The sequence below is a fragment of the Mesorhizobium sp. M1A.F.Ca.IN.020.06.1.1 genome (assembly GCF_004023265.1).
Taxonomy (GTDB): Bacteria; Pseudomonadota; Alphaproteobacteria; order Rhizobiales; family Rhizobiaceae; genus Mesorhizobium.
This window is the reverse complement of the sequence record NZ_RZSR01000014.1, coordinates 1-18,560: the sequence shown is the minus strand read 5'-3', so window position 1 is coordinate 18,560 and position 18,560 is coordinate 1. Positions and strand designations below refer to the sequence as shown.

The 18,560-nt window shown below is 60.6% G+C and carries 12 protein-coding genes and 2 pseudogenes; 5 read left to right on the top strand and 9 right to left on the bottom strand.

Annotated features, from left to right (window positions below):
- Positions 1-296 precede the first annotated feature (296 nt).
- Positions 297-4,049, top strand: coding sequence for a glycosyltransferase (locus EOA60_RS01570; RefSeq protein WP_095826373.1), 3,753 nt, complete (start codon positions 297-299; stop codon positions 4,047-4,049).
- Between the two features lie 90 nt (positions 4,050-4,139).
- Complete coding sequence (locus EOA60_RS01565; protein ID WP_095826374.1) at positions 4,140-5,243, top strand: glycosyltransferase; 1,104 nt, start codon at positions 4,140-4,142, stop codon at positions 5,241-5,243.
- 61 nt (positions 5,244-5,304) lie between these two features.
- Here the strand turns inward: EOA60_RS01565 and EOA60_RS01560 are convergent, their stop codons facing one another.
- Positions 5,305-6,033 (bottom strand): glycosyltransferase family 25 protein, encoded by a 729-nt coding sequence (locus EOA60_RS01560; RefSeq protein WP_095826375.1) that lies wholly within the window; start codon positions 6,031-6,033, stop codon positions 5,305-5,307.
- 243 nt (positions 6,034-6,276) lie between these two features.
- On the opposite strand from EOA60_RS01560, the gene EOA60_RS01555 reads away from it, so the two are divergent.
- The 3 genes and pseudogenes from EOA60_RS01555 to EOA60_RS01540 all read left to right on the top strand — a co-directional run.
- Entirely contained in the window at positions 6,277-7,137 is an 861-nt protein-coding gene (locus EOA60_RS01555) for a hypothetical protein (protein ID WP_095826394.1), read from the top strand.
- An 873-nt stretch (positions 7,138-8,010) separates the two neighbouring features.
- A pseudogene (locus EOA60_RS01545) lies at positions 8,011-8,268 on the top strand (transketolase C-terminal domain-containing protein); the annotation flags it as partial.
- 24 nt (positions 8,269-8,292) lie between these two features.
- Positions 8,293-8,493, top strand: a pseudogene (locus tag EOA60_RS01540) (dehydrogenase); the annotation flags it as partial.
- Between the two features lie 134 nt (positions 8,494-8,627).
- Here the strand turns inward: EOA60_RS01540 and EOA60_RS01535 are convergent.
- The 8 genes from EOA60_RS01535 to EOA60_RS01500 form a co-directional block, all read right to left on the bottom strand.
- Positions 8,628-10,043 (bottom strand): aspartate ammonia-lyase, encoded by a 1,416-nt coding sequence (locus tag EOA60_RS01535; protein ID WP_127334750.1) that lies wholly within the window; start codon positions 10,041-10,043, stop codon positions 8,628-8,630.
- An 84-nt stretch (positions 10,044-10,127) separates the two neighbouring features.
- Positions 10,128-11,624 (bottom strand): GMC family oxidoreductase, encoded by a 1,497-nt coding sequence (locus EOA60_RS01530; RefSeq protein WP_095826376.1) that lies wholly within the window; start codon positions 11,622-11,624, stop codon positions 10,128-10,130.
- Between the two features lie 9 nt (positions 11,625-11,633).
- On the bottom strand, positions 11,634-12,734 hold the full coding sequence (ugpC, locus tag EOA60_RS01525; protein ID WP_095826377.1) for a sn-glycerol-3-phosphate ABC transporter ATP-binding protein UgpC: 1,101 nt from the start codon (positions 12,732-12,734) through the stop codon (positions 11,634-11,636).
- A 4-nt stretch (positions 12,735-12,738) separates the two neighbouring features.
- Positions 12,739-13,617 (bottom strand): carbohydrate ABC transporter permease, encoded by an 879-nt coding sequence (locus tag EOA60_RS01520; RefSeq protein WP_067330598.1) that lies wholly within the window; start codon positions 13,615-13,617, stop codon positions 12,739-12,741.
- Entirely contained in the window at positions 13,607-14,491 is an 885-nt protein-coding gene (locus EOA60_RS01515) for a sugar ABC transporter permease (protein WP_164748139.1), read from the bottom strand. The genes EOA60_RS01520 and EOA60_RS01515 overlap by 11 nt, the downstream gene beginning before the upstream one ends.
- Positions 14,492-14,578: 87 nt before the next feature.
- A complete protein-coding gene (locus tag EOA60_RS01510; RefSeq protein WP_095826379.1) occupies positions 14,579-15,829 on the bottom strand; it encodes an ABC transporter substrate-binding protein in 1,251 nt (416 codons plus the stop codon).
- 81 nt (positions 15,830-15,910) lie between these two features.
- Entirely contained in the window at positions 15,911-17,221 is a 1,311-nt protein-coding gene (hisD, locus tag EOA60_RS01505) for a histidinol dehydrogenase (RefSeq protein ID WP_095826380.1), read from the bottom strand.
- A gap of 101 nt (positions 17,222-17,322) precedes the next feature.
- Positions 17,323-18,560 (bottom strand): thiamine pyrophosphate-binding protein (locus EOA60_RS01500; protein WP_164899160.1); only part of this gene is annotated, 1,238 nt, incomplete at its 5' end.

Sequence of the window (18,560 nt, the reverse complement as noted above, 5' to 3'; positions counted from 1 at the left end):
AACTTAACCTCACCCGGCAACTTGCGTCAAACCCAGAAACGTGATCGGGATCGAGCTCCCGCTATCCCGTTTCGGCGTGGCGATGGGTCGACGCCAACCACCGCTTCGTCGATCTTGACGTCGCTCGGCAAATGGCGGTGAAGTGGGCGGAGATCGTCTGAGGACCTTAGCCGCTCCGGTGGCGGGACAAGTAGACAATAGGAGCTTCGAGACGGCTCCGCGAATTAATCCGCGGCACGAAGAATGGCATTGCTGAACGTCGCGCAACGTCAGAGCGAGAGATGGCAATTTCACGGATGACCACGGGCAAGCGACTTTGCCTGAACATGATCGTCAAGAACGAGATGGCGAACCTGCAGCGCTGTCTGGGGGCGGTTGTCGACCACATCGACTGCTGGGTCATCGGCGACACCGGGTCGACCGACGGGACCCAGGATTACATCAGGGCTTTCTTCGCCGATCGCGACCTGCCCGGGGAGTTGCATCAGTTCCCCTTCGAAAATTTCGAGCAGGCCCGCAACGCCGCGCTCGATCATGCATATGCTTCGTCGCTCGTCTATGATTATCTGCTTTTCGACGACGCCGACATGGAGTTGGTCGTCGAGGACGCGGGCTTCCGAGCGCAGCTCGACTGTCCCGGCTATCGGCTGCTCCAGCGATCCGGTTCCGACCTCGCCTATTGGAACACCCGCATCGTCAGGCGCGATGCCGGCGCCCGCTACCGTGGCGTGACGCATGAATATCTCGACGTTCCCGGCGACGTGAAGGAACTGCAGGGCGTTTGGTACAAGGACCACGCCACCGGATCGAACCGCGTCGACAAGTTCGAGCGCGACATCAAGCTCCTGCTGGAGGCGCTGGAGAAAGACCCGGAGAACCACCGATACTGGTTTTACCTGGCACAGTCCTACCGCGACGCCGGACGCACGGCCGAGGCGGCGGTGGCCTACGCCAAACGCGCGGCGATGGGCGGCTGGGACGAGGAAGCATGGAACGCCCGGCTGCAGGAGGCGCGCTGCCTAAGAAAGCTCGGGGACGACGCAGGCTTCATTCGCCAGGCGCTTGCTGCCTTCAATCAGCGCCCGCAACGTACCGAACCCCTCTACGACCTCGCGCGGTTCCATCGCGAGAAGGGGATGAATGACGCCAGCGTGCTGTTTTCGGAAGCCGGTCTGGCGATCAGGAAACCGGAGCAAGACATCCTGTTTCTCGAGGATTTCATCTACACGACGGGCCTTCGCGAGGAATACGCGATCGCGGCAAACTACGCCAGCGATCCATTGCGCAAGGACCGCGGGTTCGCAGTGTGCAATTGGCTGGCGCTGAGCCGCAGCATCGCCGACGGTTCCCGCGATCTGGCGCGCTCCAACCTGTTCTTCTACATCGAGCCCGCCAAGACGATGATGCCATCGTTCACTGCGCAACCGGTCGCCTTCGTGCCGCCCGAGGGCTATCGGCTCTCAAACCCGTCCGTGGCTCGCTGGGACAACCAGATCGTAGTGTTGCAGGGGGCCATCACCTTGGCGGCGGCGGAAGAGGACCTCCGGGCTCGAGCGCCGGATCGAGCGGCGGTGCACACACGCAATTTCTTGCTGCGCATCGACAGCGAATTCGGGATCGCGTCGGCCGACGAGATTTCACAGCCGACCGACTTGCCGCGACCTGCTTACGGCTGCGGCCTCGAGGCCATGCGTCCGTTTGCCTGGGAGGGGCAATTGTGGAGCAGCGCCTATATGCGCGCGTCGGCCGCAGAAGGCGAACCGGTCATCGCGCGCATCGACCATGGCGGGCCTGCACCATACCGGATGACTGACTGGCGAGTGCTCCGGCCGATCGGTGCGAAGATGAACGGCAACAACTGGCTCCCCCTCGTCAAGCCGGCTGGCATCGGCACCGACCGGGAGCGGCTGCAGTTCCTTTCTGTGGGTGATTCCATCCGCATTGTCGGCGATCAAGGGCAGACGATATCGGAAAAGCCGTCTTCCGTCGCTGCCGACGAGCTCAAGGGAGGCACCCAGGCGATTGCCTTCGAAGGCGGATGGCTGACACTCGCGCACGAGACGCGGGCAAGGCCGGACGGGGCTCAGCCATACTGCCAGCACCGCTTCGTCTGGTTGGACGAAACAGGTTGCTTGGCAAAGATCAGCCGGCCGTTCTTCTTCAATGAAAAGGGGGGTGAATTTGCCGCCGGCCTAGCCTGGCACCCAAAAGACGAGCGCCTGCTGATTTCGTACGGCGTCGCCGAGAGCGAAGCGTGGATCGCCGCCGTCGATGCCTCGGAGGTAAGCTCGCTGCTGGAGAGGACCGACTATTTGTTCGCAAGCGAGGCATATTGGAGCTCACTTGCGACGACGTCGGCGGACGGTGCGACCATACAAATTGCGGCGGCCCAGCAGCGCAAAGAACCCGGCGACCTCCATCAACAAACCCGGCCTGACAGCGGACTCCCGAAGGAGGCGAGCAGGATTGTCCTCTCCGGCAATGCGAAAGGCACAGAGGAGGTCCTGCTCGAGCTGGCGCCGTTCCTTCGCTTCGCAGACTCGCCGCATGAGCGTCGCGATCAATCCTGGGCGTTCGATAGCCGGATAGCCCCCTTCCTGGACAGGGGAGATGCCGCGCTGCCTCAGATCCACTGCTTTTACGAGGTGCTTTCCGACACTGCGAAGCATCTGACCTTGATTGCCGCCACCACGTCGATGCGCGCCGCAGGCCATCCCGTGAGGGTCTGGAGCTACTCGCCGAACAAGCTTCAATTCCTCGTGCCGCTCGGCGTCGAGGTACGCGCCGCGGATGACGTGATGCCGCGCAGCTTGTTCGAGCGAATGGTCGCCGGCTCCGAGATCCGCTATTTCAGCGACGCCTTTCGCTACGCCGTGCTTTACGAACATGGCGGGTTGTGGATGGATTGCGACGTGGTCATGCTGCGACCGTTTCCGTTCCGCGGCGATTACTTTTTCAATCTGCAATGGCGCGGCGGGCACCAAGGCCACTTCGTCTGCGGCAACGTCATCTATGCCGAAGCCTTCAGCCCCCATTTGAGAGCGCTCTACGAGATGTCAATCGAGCGCTTCTTCGGTGCAAGCGGCAAGGGGTTCGGCGAGATCGGCCCGAAACTGCTCTCCGACTACATCGCTTCGGATCAAGGCGCCGATCTGCGCGATTGGGTCTTCGGGCCAATGTTCTTTAACGCGATCGATTGGACCGAGATAGGCGAGTTCGAAAAGCCGCTCGCCGATGTGGCTGTCTACCTGAATGATGAGCGTGTCTTCGGAACACACCTGTGGACGGCACGAAATGAGGCTCGCTCGGGCGGGGAAGGAGCGCCGCTCATCTCCTTGCTGGTCGAGCCGCTGCGGAGCTTTCCCACACTCATCGATCTTGCTGATCGCTTCAACACCGACAAGAACCGCCATACCGGCAACCGGCATGCTTACGCACGCGTCTACGAGCGGCTGCTGTCGAGCCGGAGACTTTCCATGCGGAGGCTATTAGAGATCGGCCTCTGTCGCATCGCGGCGGAAGGCAACCAGTCCGAGACGCCCTCGGTCGCGCTCTGGCAGTCCTATTTTCCTTACGCCGAGGTGATCGGTGTCGACCTGACGGATTTTTCTCAGTTCAACAATGGGAGGTTCAAGTCTTTCGTTTGCGATCAATCCAAGCTGGAGGATCTGCGCTCCGTCGCGGCGAAGCTGGAACCGGGCTCGCTTGACGTGATTATCGACGACGGCAGCCACGCCTCGTTCGACGAGCAACTGACGCTTCGCGAATTCTTCCCGCTGCTCGCAGAGGGTGGATGGTATTTCATCGAAGACCTCGACTGGCAGCCAACAGGCGAAAATGCCGGTGAAATCACACTCACCAAGCATATCTTGCGAGAAATCCAACAGCACGGCACGGCCCGATCAATCGACCCGGTCGGTATCAGCGACCTTGCCGATCAGTTTGCCGAAATCCGGTTCTTCGACAGCCACTTCGAGCTTAGCCAGGCAAAATTGCTCGGAGGGCTAGTGGCGATCCGCAAGCGCGGAGGCGTCGGCCTTGTTCGATGAGCGTCACAGGGCGGCGCGGTCGGGTTCGGGCGAGTCCAGCCGTTCAGCGGGAGGTCGCTTAGCGACTGCGTCCAATCGCGGACCCCTTCCTTGAAGATAGCGGTCTACACCATCGCGTTGAACGAAGCCGCACATGTCGAGAGGTGGGCAAATTCGGCCGTCGGCGCCGACTATCGGATAGTCGCCGACACCGGCAGCACCGACGACACGGTATCCCGACTGATCAACGCCGGCGTTACCGTGCACCGGATCGCGGTCCGCCCATGGCGCTTCGATGACGCCCGAAATGCCGCCCTGGCACTCATCCCCGCCGACGTCGACGTGTGCTGCACGATGGACATGGACCGTTTCCTCGAGCCCGGCTGGCGCCCCAAGCTGGAGGCGGCCTGGAGACCCGAAACGACAGCCCTCTATTGCCAGACGATCTATAGAGCGAGTGTCGGCGACCCCAGACCGTTGCGGCAATGGGCCACCAAGAATTTTCACCATCGCTGGGGATATCGCTTCAAGCGCCCCGTCCATGAGGCCCTCGTCTTCACCGGAGAAAGGGAGGTGGTCACGACCAGCAACGACCTGGTCATGTTCGAGGTGCAGGACCTGGCCAAGCCAACCAGGAGCAGCTACCTGCCTCTGATGGAGGTTGCCTACAAGGAAGATCCCGACGACGCACAGATGTGTTTCTGGCTCGGGCGGGACCTGATGTGGGCCAACCGGCCCGACGAGGCCGTTCAATTGCTTGAGCGCTACCTTGGCTTGCCGACAAGCACCTGGGGCGAGGAACGGTCAGAAGCGATGCGCTACATCGCACGCATGATGCCGGACCAGAGATTGGTGTGGTTGGACAAAGCGCGAATGGAAGCGCCGCATCGGCGCGAGATCTGGGCCGACCTTGCGGAGGAACTCCACGGCAGGGCCGACTGGTTGAATCTGTTCTGGGCGTGCAGCAACGGAATCGAAAACACCCGTCGCACCGGAAGCTATCTCGATGACCCGAACTGCTGGGGCTTTCGGCTGTTTGATCTGGGCGCCATCGCCTCATGGCACCTGAATGCGATGGACCGTGCTGTGGAATGGGGGCAGATGGCGCTCGAGCTTGACCCGGGCAATGAGCGTCTCAGGAACAACCTCGATTTCTTCATTCGGCGCCGGCACGAAGATCGAGCAGCGCCGCTCGGCGAAGAAGGTGTTCGGTGAAAAGGCTATCGGTTGCCTGATGGGACGGACTGGCCGACTGCGGTCAACGCCAGCCTGTCGCTCACGTATTGATCCGTACCGATTCCTCCGGCCGTTCGTCACTGATGACAAGCGGCGGCAAGCACACATAGGCGTTGAGCGAGGGCATCACGCCCGCCATGATGCAATCGATGCCTGCATTGTTCAGCCTTAGGCCGAAGCCTGCAAAATCCACGATCATCGGCCGTATCGGAAGGCACCACTCCAACAGCGCGCGCGCGCCACGTGGCGAGACGGAGTAACAAACCGTGCCGAGCAGATAGCGCGCTCGAAGCAGAGCAGGTTCGATTTCCGCCTCCTGGAAGTCAGCAATATGCGTCATGACTTCGCCCGGAAAGAACTCCAGCCTGGCACCGGTTCCGCCAGGAAGGGCATCTAGCCAGGCATAGCATCGCAGACTTGCACTCCACAGGATGAAATCCCAATCGGCCGGGATGTTCGCCAAGAGCGCGTTCGTATGTCGTTCGAACTCGCGAGAGAAGATCGCATCATCTTCGGCAACCGTTATCACCTTGTGCCGACCGACGGCCTCTCTCCAGAGCGTCACGTGCGAGATGGCGCAGCCCAGACTCCCAGGCGCATACTCCAAATCCGAACTGATAACCCCACGCTCTATCAGCTTGTCGCGGTCGATGGATTTTCCGTCAAATCCGGAGAACCTCCGGACTTCCGGCAGGTGCGAGTTCAACTTGCGAAATTTATCCAGCCGCCCGACACTTCGATCGAGATTGATTACATAAATCTCCGACATGACGCTTTTAGCCCCATTTTGGCGATGGTTCGTCCATTCACTCACTTTGCATCGAGCGAACCAGCTTGCGCCCCGGCCTCCACTTGAGAGAACTTCAAGTCTAGCCGGATCGGTGGTAGCTGGCGAGACGGCTTGGACCAGGCATTCGAACTTTTGGAGGATTTGCGTCCGGCAACTGGAGAGGCTATGAGGCGCCGAGATTTGGCGGTTGGCATCATCGTTGCGGCAGCATCGGCTACCGCAATGGCAAAGTTTTCGGCCATCCTGGACCCGGGCTATGCAGCTATGCCATCCCCCCGGAATAAGACACCCGCGACGCTTCTGTCCGCCCCGCTCGAACTCGCGGGCAATTGGGGCCGCATGCTCCCGCAAGCGGCAGAACAGGTCGTTGAAAAGGCGCGGCGCGCCTGCCTAGACGGCGTCCGACTGCTGTCTGATCGCCAGCCGGCAAGGCTCCGCGTCGACCGCCATGGCACCGGACAGCCGGCGATCTGGCTGCATCCCGACGGCAGCAGTATGGCCTGGATCATTGTCGACATCGGCGAACGGGACTGGTCGAAGCTTGCCTACCAGTTCGGCCATGAACTCGGCCATGTGCTTGCCAACAGCTGGCAGGCCGATGCGAAGCCGGCACCGCCTTGCCAATGGCTGGAGGAAGCCATGGTGGAGGCCTTCTCGCTGCGAGGCCTGGGACGCCTGGCGAAAGACTGGAAACAGGACCCGCCTTTCGCAGGTGACAACGCTTTCGGCGATGCCATTGCCGAATATCGTGGGAACATAATCAAACGCTATACCGCGCTCGCCGACAGCCAGGGACTTACCCGAGATGCTGCGACGTGGTTCGCCGACCACCGAAACGAGATCGAAGTTCCAGGTCTCAATCCGTTCGCGCAAGCAATGTGCCCGACCATTCTCGCAGAATACGAACAGGTTCCCGATTGCGTTGAGGCGCTGGGCGCGCTCAACCGCTGGCCTGGCCGCAGCGGGGTTCCAATCGCCGAATATCTCCGCCGATGGAAAAAGAGCTGTACCGAATTGCAGGCCTCGCCGCACCTGCCGGTCCGACTCCAGCAATTGTTGCATGTTACCCGGGAGCGACGCTAACCAAAGGTCGGCAATGTGGCGGGAATCTTGTGATCGGACACATACGGGGGCATGCGCGGACGCTACGGGTCTCCAAAAAAGCAGGGACGAGAACGCCCAAGCCGGCAGTTGGTCAGCGGCCGTCCGTATGTCGTGGCTGATGTGGAAGGGATTGTTGCTTGGCAGCGTCCGGATCGGTCTCCTTCGCCTTCGGCTCGGAGTGTCGCCGACCATATACAAGCCTGAACACAATCGCGAGATAGCCGACCTGCAACAGAAGCGCGGCTAGGAGGCTCCAGGCAATGCTCATCCAGACGGACCCCGTGGCCTCATAGGCCCAGGTTCCGACTACGCTCGACGTGATCAGCATTCCGACCAGAAACTGAGGAAAGTACATCTCCCCAATCCTGCTTCCAGGCACTCGAGGCGAAAATTTCACTATTTTAGCAATCGAGCAAGTATCGCCATCTGTACCAATTTCGACGCAGCACCGAGTTTCTCATTCGAGCAGCACGGTAACGGACGACGCTGGAACGTCAGGTCGAAGCTTGGAGGATGACGTGTTCCTAGGTGAATTCCGAGTTGGAAGGCGAGCGGATGTCCGGCGGGTGTACACGCTGGCGACCTTGTTTGACATCGCCACCCGCCGGGGAGTGAGCGACCGACGAAGATGTGGGGACTTTGCGTGGGCCTTTCTGCACCGATTCCTGCCGCAGTACGCCGTTCGTTTCGCTTTTCCATTTTCTCCCCCGCAACGAAGACGTAAGGCTTACCCGCGAACTCGCCATTAGAAGGACGCAAAAAGGCGGACCAGGGAATACCGGGTCCGCCTTTTCTGCCGACGGGCTTCGGGGAAGAAGGCTGGGTTCGACAAACTATCCGAGGCAATCTCAGCTGGACAATGAGAGAATTCTTGCGGCCGCGCGCCAAGCTGGCCGGCTGGTGGTGGTGGCGGAAAACCACACCGTCATAGGCGGACTGGGTGAAAGTGTCGCCGCATTGCTTATGCGCGAGGGCGTGACACCCGCCTTTCGGCAGATCGCCCTTCCCGACGAGTTTCTGGACGCCGGTGCTCTGCCGACACTTCACGATCGGTACGGCATCTCGACAACTGAGGTCGTGCGCCGTATTCGCGAATGGACGGGTAAGTGAGGCACGATCTCGGCTCTGCTCTTGATGACGGTGATCGGCAGCCGTAACGCCACCAGGAGCGATTTCGATCAGGTCGCCGCATCGATCCGGGACGGCGAAATACCGATTACCAGGCTCGTGACCCACCGGACCACTCTGGCCAAGAGCCCTCACGACATTGCGCGCTGGTCACGCGAGAAGGCTGGGCTGATCAAGGCTGTCATCGCCGTCCACGACAGGTCCTGACCAGCTGACGTAAGGGCCAGCAGTCTCTTGCGAGCGGCGCCTTACCCATTTGGCGCTGTGCGAACGGCATCCGCTGCGCCAAGCCCGACGACCGGGATGTCCCGGTCATCACTTGCGAGACAGTCTTCCAATCTTCAAGCCGGGGAGGCGTCGGGGAGACCAGCGAACTCAGCGCTGTTGCCAAAAATATGCTCAACCTGGTCGGGAAGCAGAACCCCCGCTTCTTCAACGACTTGGCGTAAGGTCCTCTTGCCTGCCAAAGCGCGCTTGGACAATTCGGCTGCTTTGCCGTAGCCGATCAGTTTTGCTAAGGGCGTTGCCAGAACGAGGGATTGATCAAGCAGCGCTCTGCAACGATCAAAATCGACTTCGATCCCGTCCACGCAGCGCTCTTTGAAAATCCGCATTCCTCTCGTCAACAACCGCATGGATTGCAGGATGTTCAAGACGATCACCGGCTCCATTGCATTCAACTGAAGCTGGCCCGCGCTTGCGGCCAGTGTCACGGTAAGATCGTGGCCAATCACCTGGAAGCTGAGTTGGTTCACCATCTCAGGAATGACGGGATTGATTTTACCCGGCATGATCGAAGAGCCGGCCTGCACGGGTGGCAATCGAATCTCGCCCAGTCCGCCAAGCGGCCCACTGCTAAGCAGGCGCAAATCGTTGCAGATCTTGGTGAGCTTGACCGCAATGCGCTTCAGCATGCCCGAAAAGGAAACGAAGCCGCCGGTGTCCGACGTTGCCTCGATGAAATTACGGGCAGCAACAAGCTGAATGCCTGATATTCGCGACAGATGACCGCAAACGATGCCTGGGAACTCGCGGGGCACGTTAATCGAGGTGCCGATCGCCGAGCCCCCAAGGTTGATTTCCAACAACAATCTCGCGACCGACTGAAGTTGGACGATATCTTCGTCGATGAGTTCAGCAAAGGCTCCGAACTCCTGCCCAACTGTCATGGGCACCGCGTCCTGAAGCTGAGTTCGGCCAACCTTGAGCTCATTCGCGTGCTGGAGCGCCTTGGCGCGAAACGCATCACGCAAATTGACTTGTGCCGATACGAGCCCGTCGCAGGCCCGCAAAACCGTCAGACGGATTGCGGTCGGATACACATCGTTTGTCGACTGGGAAAGGTTTACGTCGTCGTTGGGGTGCAGCCTTGCGTAATCGCCAATTTTGGCGCCGAGTTTGATCAGGGCCAGGTTGGTCACAACCTCGTTGACGTTCATGTTTGTCGACGTACCGGCCCCTCCCTGCATCATGTCAACCGGGAAGTTTTCTTCGATCCCCTTCAGTTCGATGATATCGCCGCACGCATCTGAGATAGCCTGGGCCTTTTCGGGCGAGAGCAGTCCGAGTTCCATGTTTGCAAGACAAGCAGCCTTTTTCACCATCGCCATCGACTGGATGAACTCGGGAAAATCCTTCAGCCGCAGCCCGGACACATCGAGGTTCTGTTCTGCTCGACGGGTGTGCACGCCATAGAGCACGTGGCCCGGTACAGCGAGCGGTCCGATCAGATCCGTTTCGATACGGTCGGCAATCATGGTTGCTAACTCCGCTCAGCCAAGACCTCGGGCGTCACCCACGCAGGTGCAAGATTCACAAGTCTGGATACTAAGATGAGGTCCTCACGACCGGCTGATGACGGCGCCAGCCTTGATGGCGAGCGCCGCGATAGTCAGTGCCGGGTTGACGGCCGCGGATGTCGGAAGCACAGAAGCGTCGGTTACATAGAGGTTTGCAATTTCGTGGGAACGGCAATCAGGCGACACAACCGACGTCTCCGGATCGCTTCCAAGCCTGGCAGTGCCACACTGGTGCGAAGTCGTCTTTCTGCCGAAGGTTCGAGTAAGAACGATGGGGAAGCCCGCCCTTCGCATCACACCTCGCGTCCTGCGGATCAGCAGCTCGTGCGCTCGCATGTTGCTGCGAACCCAATGCATGACGATGCGGCCATTCTGAACCGTGACCCGGCTCTCTGGATTGGGCAGGTCCTCGCTGGTCAAGAACCAGCCATAGCAATTGCGGGCTATCAGCCCCGCCAGCCACCGTGGAAGCAAGGGCGCGTTGGCCTTGAGGATGTTACCGGTGATATGTCCAAGCAATTGCACGTTGCCAAGCGGGAAACCTGTTTCCGGATCGGCGTTATAGAAGTCGTTGAATGCCAGGGTCTTCTGGTAGACCGACGTATTGGCCGACCGCGGATCGATCGCCAGCATGGCGGTGGTATTGTGGTTCATGAAGTTGCGGCCGAGTTGGTCGGAGCCGTTGGCCAGCCCGCGCGGATGTGCGGCATTCGCCGAGCGCAGCAAGAGCGCCGCGCTCTGGACCGCGCCGGCCGCAACGGCGAAGATACCAGCGCTGATCCGCCGCTCAACACCATCCTTTAGAAACACTGCGGCAGTCACCTTGCGACCCATCGGGTCGGTTTCCAGCCGCACGACATTGGCCCCGGTCACGAGACTGACGTTGCTGCTGTTCAACGCGGCAGTCAGCGGTCCAACTTCGGCGTCGATCTTGCCGGAACCCGTGTTGGGAAACGCATCCCAACCGGTCTTTGCGCGGCGAAGCCACTCATTGATGTCGATAGCCAGGGGAAGGCTGGCTGGATGGATCCCCGCCTCTTTCAAGCGAGCGCGCACGGCCGCTATGGCCGGCTCGTCGGGTACCGACGGAAAACGGTAAGGACCGGTGCGCGGCGGCTCGGTGGGATCCTGCGTGGGGTCACCCCGCACCTTGAAAATCGCCTCGGCTCGCTCGTACCAAGGCTCGAGCTCGTGATAGGTGATCGGCCACCCAGGTGAGGCGCCGTCCATGTGAGGGCGCGGCGAGAAATCTTCCAGCCTGTAGCGGTACATGACCGCGCCGAAGAACTTGGAATTGCCTCCGACATAATAGTAATTGCCAGGCAGGAAAGCTTGGCCGTCGGTGCCAACCCACTTTTCGGTCGAACGGTAGAAGCCCTCGAGAAATATCGCCCGGTCGTCGCGCGCCTGGGGCGCGTCGCGCAGGTGCTCGCCACGTTCCAGAATCACGATGCGCCTGCCGGTGCCGGCCAGGCTATGGGCCAGGGAAGCGCCTCCTATGCCTGACCCGATAATGACGATATCAGCTGTTTGATCCACGTCGATGCCTCAGTCTATGCGTTGCTCATTGTCGGCATCGAACAGCACGATCTTGCCAGTATCGACCGCGAGGGTCGCCGAAGTGCGGGCTGCCACGGCCCTTGGCGGCACACGAGCTGTGACTTCGACCCCGCCTGCCTGGAAAAGAGCAAGCGTATCGGGGCCCGTAGGCTCGACAACGTCGATGTTTACCGTGACCGCTTGCGCGGCTTGCTCGCCGGCGACGCTGAACAACTCCGGACGAACGCCCAGCAGAATACTGCGCCCAGCGTATTTGGCTGCCGCTTGTGAAGACAAAGGGATGCCTGAGAGGCGGGCAGCCGCCCCACCTGGGACGTCGATCACCGCGACTGGCCGACCGTCTTCCACGTCAAGTCTCGCCGGAACGATGTTCATGGAGGGCGAGCCCACGAACTTGGCCACGTATACGTTCGCCGGCCGGTCGTAGACCGACTGCGGATCGTCAAGGTGCTGGACCACGCCGTCCTTCATCACGGCAACGCGCGTGGCGAGCGTCATGGCTTCGATCTGGTCATGCGTGACGTATACGATTGTGGTTCCCAATCGTGCATGAAGACGCTTGATCTCGGTTCGCATGTCGACGCGCAACTTGGCGTCCAGGTTGGATAAAGGTTCGTCGAACAGGAACAGCTTGGGTTGGCGCACGATCGCGCGCCCCATTGCCACGCGCTGGCGCTGGCCTCCCGAGAGTTGCGAGGGCTTCCTGTCCAGAAGATGCGTCATCTGGAGCAGGTCGGCCGCCGTCTTGACCGCCTTGTCCCGCTCGGCTTGCGGCACGCCGCGGATCTTCATGCCGAACTCGATGTTCTGGCGCACGGTCATCGTGGGATAGAGGGCGTAGGACTGGAACACCATGGCGATATCCCTGTCTTTCGGCGACAGGTCGTTGACAACCCTGCCGGCGATGCGGATTTCGCCACCTGAGATGTTCTCGAGGCCGGCGATCATGTTGAGCAGTGTGGACTTGCCACAACCCGAAGGGCCGAGCAGCACCAGGAAGTCGCCGGTGCCGATGGAGATACTGACCTCCTTCAGGACTTCGAGGTCACCGTAGAGCTTGCGGGCCCGATCGATTTCAAGCGTTGACATAGCACTAGCCTTTCACGGCGCCGGCGGTCAGACCGCGCACGAAGTAGCGTCCCGCGACGACGTAAACGAGAAGGGTGGGGATGGCGGCAATCATGGCGGCCGCCATGTCGACATTGTATTGCTTGCGCCCCATCGTCACGTTGACGATGTTGTTCAGCGCCACGGTGATCGGCGATGATTGCCCTGCGGTGAACGACACGCCGAAAAGAAAGTCGTTCCAGATCTGCGTGAATTGCCAGATGCAAGAGACCACGATGATGGGAAGCGCGGTCGGCAACATCACTGAAAAGAAGATCCGGAAGAACCCAGCTCCGTCGATTTGAGCCGCGCGGGTCAGTTCGTCCGGGATCGTGATGAAATAGTTCCGGAAGAACAGGGTCGTGAAGCTTATGCCGTATACGGTGTGAACCAGCACGAGACCCGGAATGGTGCCGGAAAGGTGGAGGCGACCAAGCAGCTGCGCCATGGGCAAGATAACGGCCTGGAACGGCAGGAAGCAGCCGAACAGCAACAGTCCGAATATCGCGTTCGCCCCGGCGAAACGCCACTTCGTGAGAATATAGCCGTTTATCGCGCCTATCCCCGTGGACAGGATGACGGCGGGCACGACCATCAGGATGGAATTGATGAAGTATGGCCGCAGTCCCGTGCAGGCCGTGCCAATGCAGGCCTCCTGCCATGCCTTGTTCCAGGCTTCGAAGGTGATCGCCTGGGGCACCCCGATGAAGGAGCCGCCATAGATTTCATCCAGCGACTTGAGCGAGGTGACGATCATCACCCAAAGCGGCATCAGGTAGAAGGCGGCGAGCGCGATCAGCGAGCCATAGATGAACAGGCGACCGATCTGGTGTGAACGACGCGCCGAGCGTGCTTCAGTGCGCATTGCGGTCCTCCCTCAATTCCGAATAGAGGTAGGGAACGATGATGGCGGCGACCGTCATCAGCATCATGATGGCGCTGGCGGCACCTACGCCCATCTGGTTGCGCCTGAAGGTTGCGGCGAACATGAAGGTGGAGGGCATTTCGGTGGCGCTGCCGGGCCCGGCATTTGTGAGGGCGAGCACCAGGTCGAAGCTCTTGATCGAGATATAGCTCAGGAGGACGATGACGCTCAGGAATGCCGGGCGCAGCATCGGCACGATGACGCTGACGTAGATTCGCGGCAGGCTGGCTCCCTCGATCTGCGCGGCCTTGATGATGGAAGTATCGATCGCTCGCAGCCCGGCCAGGAAAATGGCCATCGCGAACCCCGTCGATTGCCAGACCGCTGCGATCACCACGCAGTAGATTGCAAAGCTCGGTTGTGTGATCCAGTCGAAGACAAAACCGGTCCAGCCGAGCTCGTTGACGACCTTCTGCAGGCCGAGGTCCGGGTTCAGGATCCATTTCCAGGCTGTGCCCGTGACAATGAATGACAAGGCCATGGGATAGAGGTAGACGGCTCGCAGGAAGCCCTCCGCCCTCACCTTCTGGTCGAGCAGAATCGCGAGGAACAAGCCCAGCGCGATGGTGATCGCCAGGAACAACGCCGTAAAGATGAAGAGATTGGCGACTGCAGTGTGCCAGCGCGGGGTCGACCACAAACGGACATATTGCTCAAGCCCGACGAAGTCGAACTTCGGGACCATCTGGGACGAAGATAGCGAGATCCAGGCCGTCCAGACTATGAAGAGATAGACGGCAATCAGAACGGCCAGCAGGCTGGGCGACAGGACGAGCCGCGGCAGCCATAGGTCCAATTTGTTTTTGAACGACATGGGACTGACCACCCTCGCTATTGCCGAGCATTGTTGCGGACGGTGCCCCCGCCGGCACGATTGCCGGCAGGGCTTTGGTGGCCTGGACTAGCGGGCGTTGTTGATCCCATCGACCAGGGCCTGAACAGCATCCTTGGACGACATGTCGGTGACGAAGAATTTGCCGACGACGTCGGTGAAGACGCCGGCGAATTGAGGCTGGGCAGCAAAGCCTTCCGTGAGGCCGCCGAGCATCGTGCCGTTCTTCACCGCCGCCTCGCGGTCAGCATAGCTACGCTTCGCGCAGTCATCGAAACTGTCGACCGGAACGTCGGAGCGAGCCGGGATTGAACCCTTGATCAGGTTGAACTGCTTCTGCACCTCGGGATCCATGATCGATTCTGCCCAGGCGTCCTGGCCTGCTGTGGTCACAGCATCATCGACCTTGAACATGCCAAATGCGTCGATCACGAACTTGAAGTTGGGCTTGTCGGTCGGCGTTGGGAAGCAGAGGAAATCGACGCCGGGCTTGAGGCCCTTGGCAAGGAACTCGCCCTTGGCCCAGTCGCCCATGACCTGCATGGCGGCTTTGCCATCCGCGACCATGCCCGTTGCGACGGCCCAATCACGCCCGGTGAAGCCGTCATCGACAAGTCCGCGGACCTTCCTAAGCTTGTCGAACGTCGCGATCATTTCGGGGCTCGAAAGAGCGCCCTCGTCCAGGTCGATGACTGCCTTCTTGTAGAATTCGGGCCCGTTCACGTCGACAAGGATTGCCTCGAAGACCTCGAGGATCTGCCAGCTCTCGTCACCCATGGCGAGCGGGACCACACCGGCGGCCCGGAGCTTGTCTCCGTCGGCGATCAGCTCATCCCAAGACTTCGGTTCCTTGACGCCGGCCTTGTCGAAAACGGCCTTGTTCGCCCAAAGCCAGTTCTGCCTGTGCATGTTGATCGGCACGGAAATGAAGTCGTCTCCGTTTTTGACGAATGCAAGCAGCTGCGGGGCGAGCGCCTTGTCCCAGCCGTTCTTGGTGTAGAGATCGTTGAGAGAGCGCAGGACGCCCTGCTTGCCCCAGTCGAGCCCTTCATAGCCAAGGAACTGCATCGTTGCCGGGGGGTTCCCGGCGGCAAGACGCGTGCGCAATGCCTGCAGCGCGTTGGCGCCGCTGAGACCGCCGACCGCGCTATCTTCCCAGGTGTAACCCTTGGAGGCCAGCTTATCGGTGATGACCTTGAGCGCTTTGACCTCGCTTTCGGACACCCAGTGATGAATGCCTTCGACCTTGCCCTTGCTTTCGGCCATTGCCGCAACCGGCATGAAGGCGATCGAGGCGGCTAGGATGGTGGTGAGCTTCATTGTAGTTCCCCTTGTTGCTTGCGTTGGTGGCTTGATGATCCGGCTCGATCCTGTGGGGCGCGTGCCGGGGCGTGTTGCGCATCAGAGCGGTTCGGCTGCCGATGCGTATGGAACGTTGCGCCGGCCATAGCGGCGGACGCGGATGTTGGACTGCTCGGCATGGCCGGCGAAACCTTCCATGATGCAGAGGCGCGAGCTGTACTGGCCGACCAAGGCGGACGCCTCATCGGTCTCGATCCGCTGGTAGGTGCAGGTTTTAAGGAACTTGCCGACCCACAGACCGCCTGTATATCGGGCTGCCTTGTTCGTAGGCAGCGTGTGGTTGGTTCCAATCACCTTGTCGCCGAAAGAGACGTTGGTGCGAGCGCCCAGAAACAGAGCGCCATAGTTCTTCATCCTCTCAAGGAAATAGTCCGGATCACGTGTCATGACCTGCACGTGCTCGGAGGCAATGCGATCCGCTTCCGCCACCATCTCATCCAGCGTGTCGCACAGGATGATCTCGCCGTAGTCTTCCCAGGCTTTGCCGGCGACAGCCGCAGTCGGCAGGATTTTGAGCAAACGCTCGATCTCATCGAGGGTATCGCGGGCAAGTTTCTCAGAATTGGTGATCAGAACGGCGGGAGAGTTGACGCCGTGCTCCGCCTGGCCAAGCAGGTCGGTCGCCACGATCTCACCGTCGACACTGTCGTCAGCAATCACCAAGGTCTCGGTCGGACCGGCGAACAGATCGATGCCAACTTCGCCGAACAGCAGCCGTTTCGCTTCGGCGACGTAGGCATTGCCGGGGCCGGCCAGGATATCCACGGGAGCGATCGTCTCAGTGCCATAGGCCATGGCCGCGATCGCCTGGACACCACCAAGGCAATAGATTTCGTCCGCGCCCGCAAGGGCCTGGGCGGCGACGATCTTGTCGGCGATCTTGCCTCGAAACGGCGGAGCGCAAGTGATGACGCGTTCGCAGCCTGCCACGCGAGCGGTCAAGACCGTCATGTGAGCAGAGGCAAGCAGCGGATATTTGCCGCCCGGTACATAACATCCGACATTCTGGATCGGTATGTTCTTATGCCCCAAAATAACGCCTGGTAGCGTCTCGATCTCCAGATCGCGAAGTGTGACCCGCTGGGCTTCGGCGAATTTGCGTATCTGGTCCTGGGCGAAATCGAGATCCTCGCGCTCGCGTTTGCTCAACGCGTTGATGCATCCGTCAATCTCAGCCTTGGTCAGGCGATAGCTGTCGCGGTCGAACTTGTCGAAGCGGATGGACAATTCGCGCACTGCCGCGTCGCCCCCTTTCTCGACTTGCGCCAGCAATGCCTGGACTGTCGCGGTGACTGCGGGCTGGCCATCGTCTGCGACACTGCCTTTGGCGGGCTTGACGGTGCGTATCATGGCAATAACTCTTGGTTTGCGGGCGCTTGCGCGCCGCATCATCAATGTGGTGGATGGCGAAGTGCGAGGGCGGCGCATGACCAACCCTCGCGTCAATTTTGCTAGAGGTGCTGTTCGCGTGCACGCATCTGGGCGTAAGCGGCCTGCTCTTTTTCGTAGTAGGCTGGCGAGGGGAAATCCCACCAGCCGGTGGCGAACGGCCCTGCCGCATCGCGCGAGACGATGACTTCGACGAGAGCGGGCCCGCCGCATTCCAAGGCTGCCTTCAGGCTGCTTTCGAGATCTTCATCCTTCTCGACCTTCCAGGCCTCGAGCCCGAATGCCCGCGCCGAAGCCGTGATATCGGCCGAATAAGGCTGACCATTGCCCGAGTGATGGTTGAATTCGGAAGCAATGTGACGGCCCATGAACTTGCGCTGACCGCCTCGGATCGACATATATCCCGAATTGTTCAGCACGAGGAAGACCACATTGATGCCGTTCATCGCGGCAGTGCCCATTTCGGGCAGCGACATCATGAAGTCGCCGTCGCCAACGATCGCCACGACTTGGCGGTCCGGGCATGCGAGCTTGGCCCCCAGCGCCGCCGGCACCGCCCAGCCCATTGGCGAATAGGAGCCCGAGGTCAGGTGGGTGCGAGGCTCGTAGACAGGGAAGCTTTGCTTCACCGAGCCCTGGGTATTGCCGGAACCGACAACCACAATACCGTTGCGATCGAGGACCTTGCGCAAAGCGACCAGCGGGCGCTGGGAGGTGAAAGGCGTTTCGCGGCTGTTTTCGCGCGGCGACACCTGAGCGATCCAGTCCGCCTTGGCCTTCTGAACGTCGGCCAGGAACTGCTCGCGTTTGCCCAGAGCCTTCTTAGCATCGCCCTCCGAGATGAGGGCCAGGATCGCCTCCAAGGCCACCTTTGCGTCTGATACGATCCCCACCTCGGTCGGATAGGTCTTGCCGATCTCGCGCGGGTCGAGGTCAATATGGATCAGCTTACCTGGAGGGATCGAGAACGAGACGCCCTTGGCGTAGGAAGATGCCGACCAGTCGGTGAAGCGGCAGCCGACCGAAACGACCACATCTGCGGAAGCAGTGATCTTGTTGCCGCAGGTCGTGCCGGTCTGGCCGACTGCTCCAATGAAGAGCTCGTGATCTTCCGAGATGGCGCCCTTGCCGTTCCAGGTGATCGAAACGGCGGCGCCGACGCGCTCGGCCAGACGCGTCAGTTCGCTCGACGCGTTGGCCGTGATCGCACCGCCACCGGCGACGATGACCGGGCGTTCGGCACTCAACAGGACCTTGACCGCGGCCTCGATCGCGCTCGGATCGGGATAGGCCCTGTCTC

Excerpts from the sequence above, each read along its gene's own strand:
- EOA60_RS01570 (WP_095826373.1), top strand. The coding sequence starts at position 297 with ATGACCACGGGCAAGCGACTTTGCCTGAACATGATCGTCAAGAACGAG.
- EOA60_RS01560 (WP_095826375.1), bottom strand. The coding sequence starts at position 6,033 with ATGTCGGAGATTTATGTAATCAATCTCGATCGAAGTGTCGGGCGGCTG.
- EOA60_RS01555 (WP_095826394.1), top strand. The coding sequence starts at position 6,277 with ATGGCAAAGTTTTCGGCCATCCTGGACCCGGGCTATGCAGCTATGCCA.
- EOA60_RS01535 (WP_127334750.1), bottom strand. The coding sequence starts at position 10,043 with ATGATTGCCGACCGTATCGAAACGGATCTGATCGGACCGCTCGCTGTA.
- ugpC (WP_095826377.1), bottom strand. The coding sequence starts at position 12,734 with ATGTCAACGCTTGAAATCGATCGGGCCCGCAAGCTCTACGGTGACCTC.
- EOA60_RS01520 (WP_067330598.1), bottom strand. The coding sequence starts at position 13,617 with ATGCGCACTGAAGCACGCTCGGCGCGTCGTTCACACCAGATCGGTCGC.
- EOA60_RS01515 (WP_164748139.1), bottom strand. The coding sequence starts at position 14,491 with ATGTCGTTCAAAAACAAATTGGACCTATGGCTGCCGCGGCTCGTCCTG.
- EOA60_RS01510 (WP_095826379.1), bottom strand. The coding sequence starts at position 15,829 with ATGAAGCTCACCACCATCCTAGCCGCCTCGATCGCCTTCATGCCGGTT.
- hisD (WP_095826380.1), bottom strand. The coding sequence starts at position 17,221 with ATGATACGCACCGTCAAGCCCGCCAAAGGCAGTGTCGCAGACGATGGC.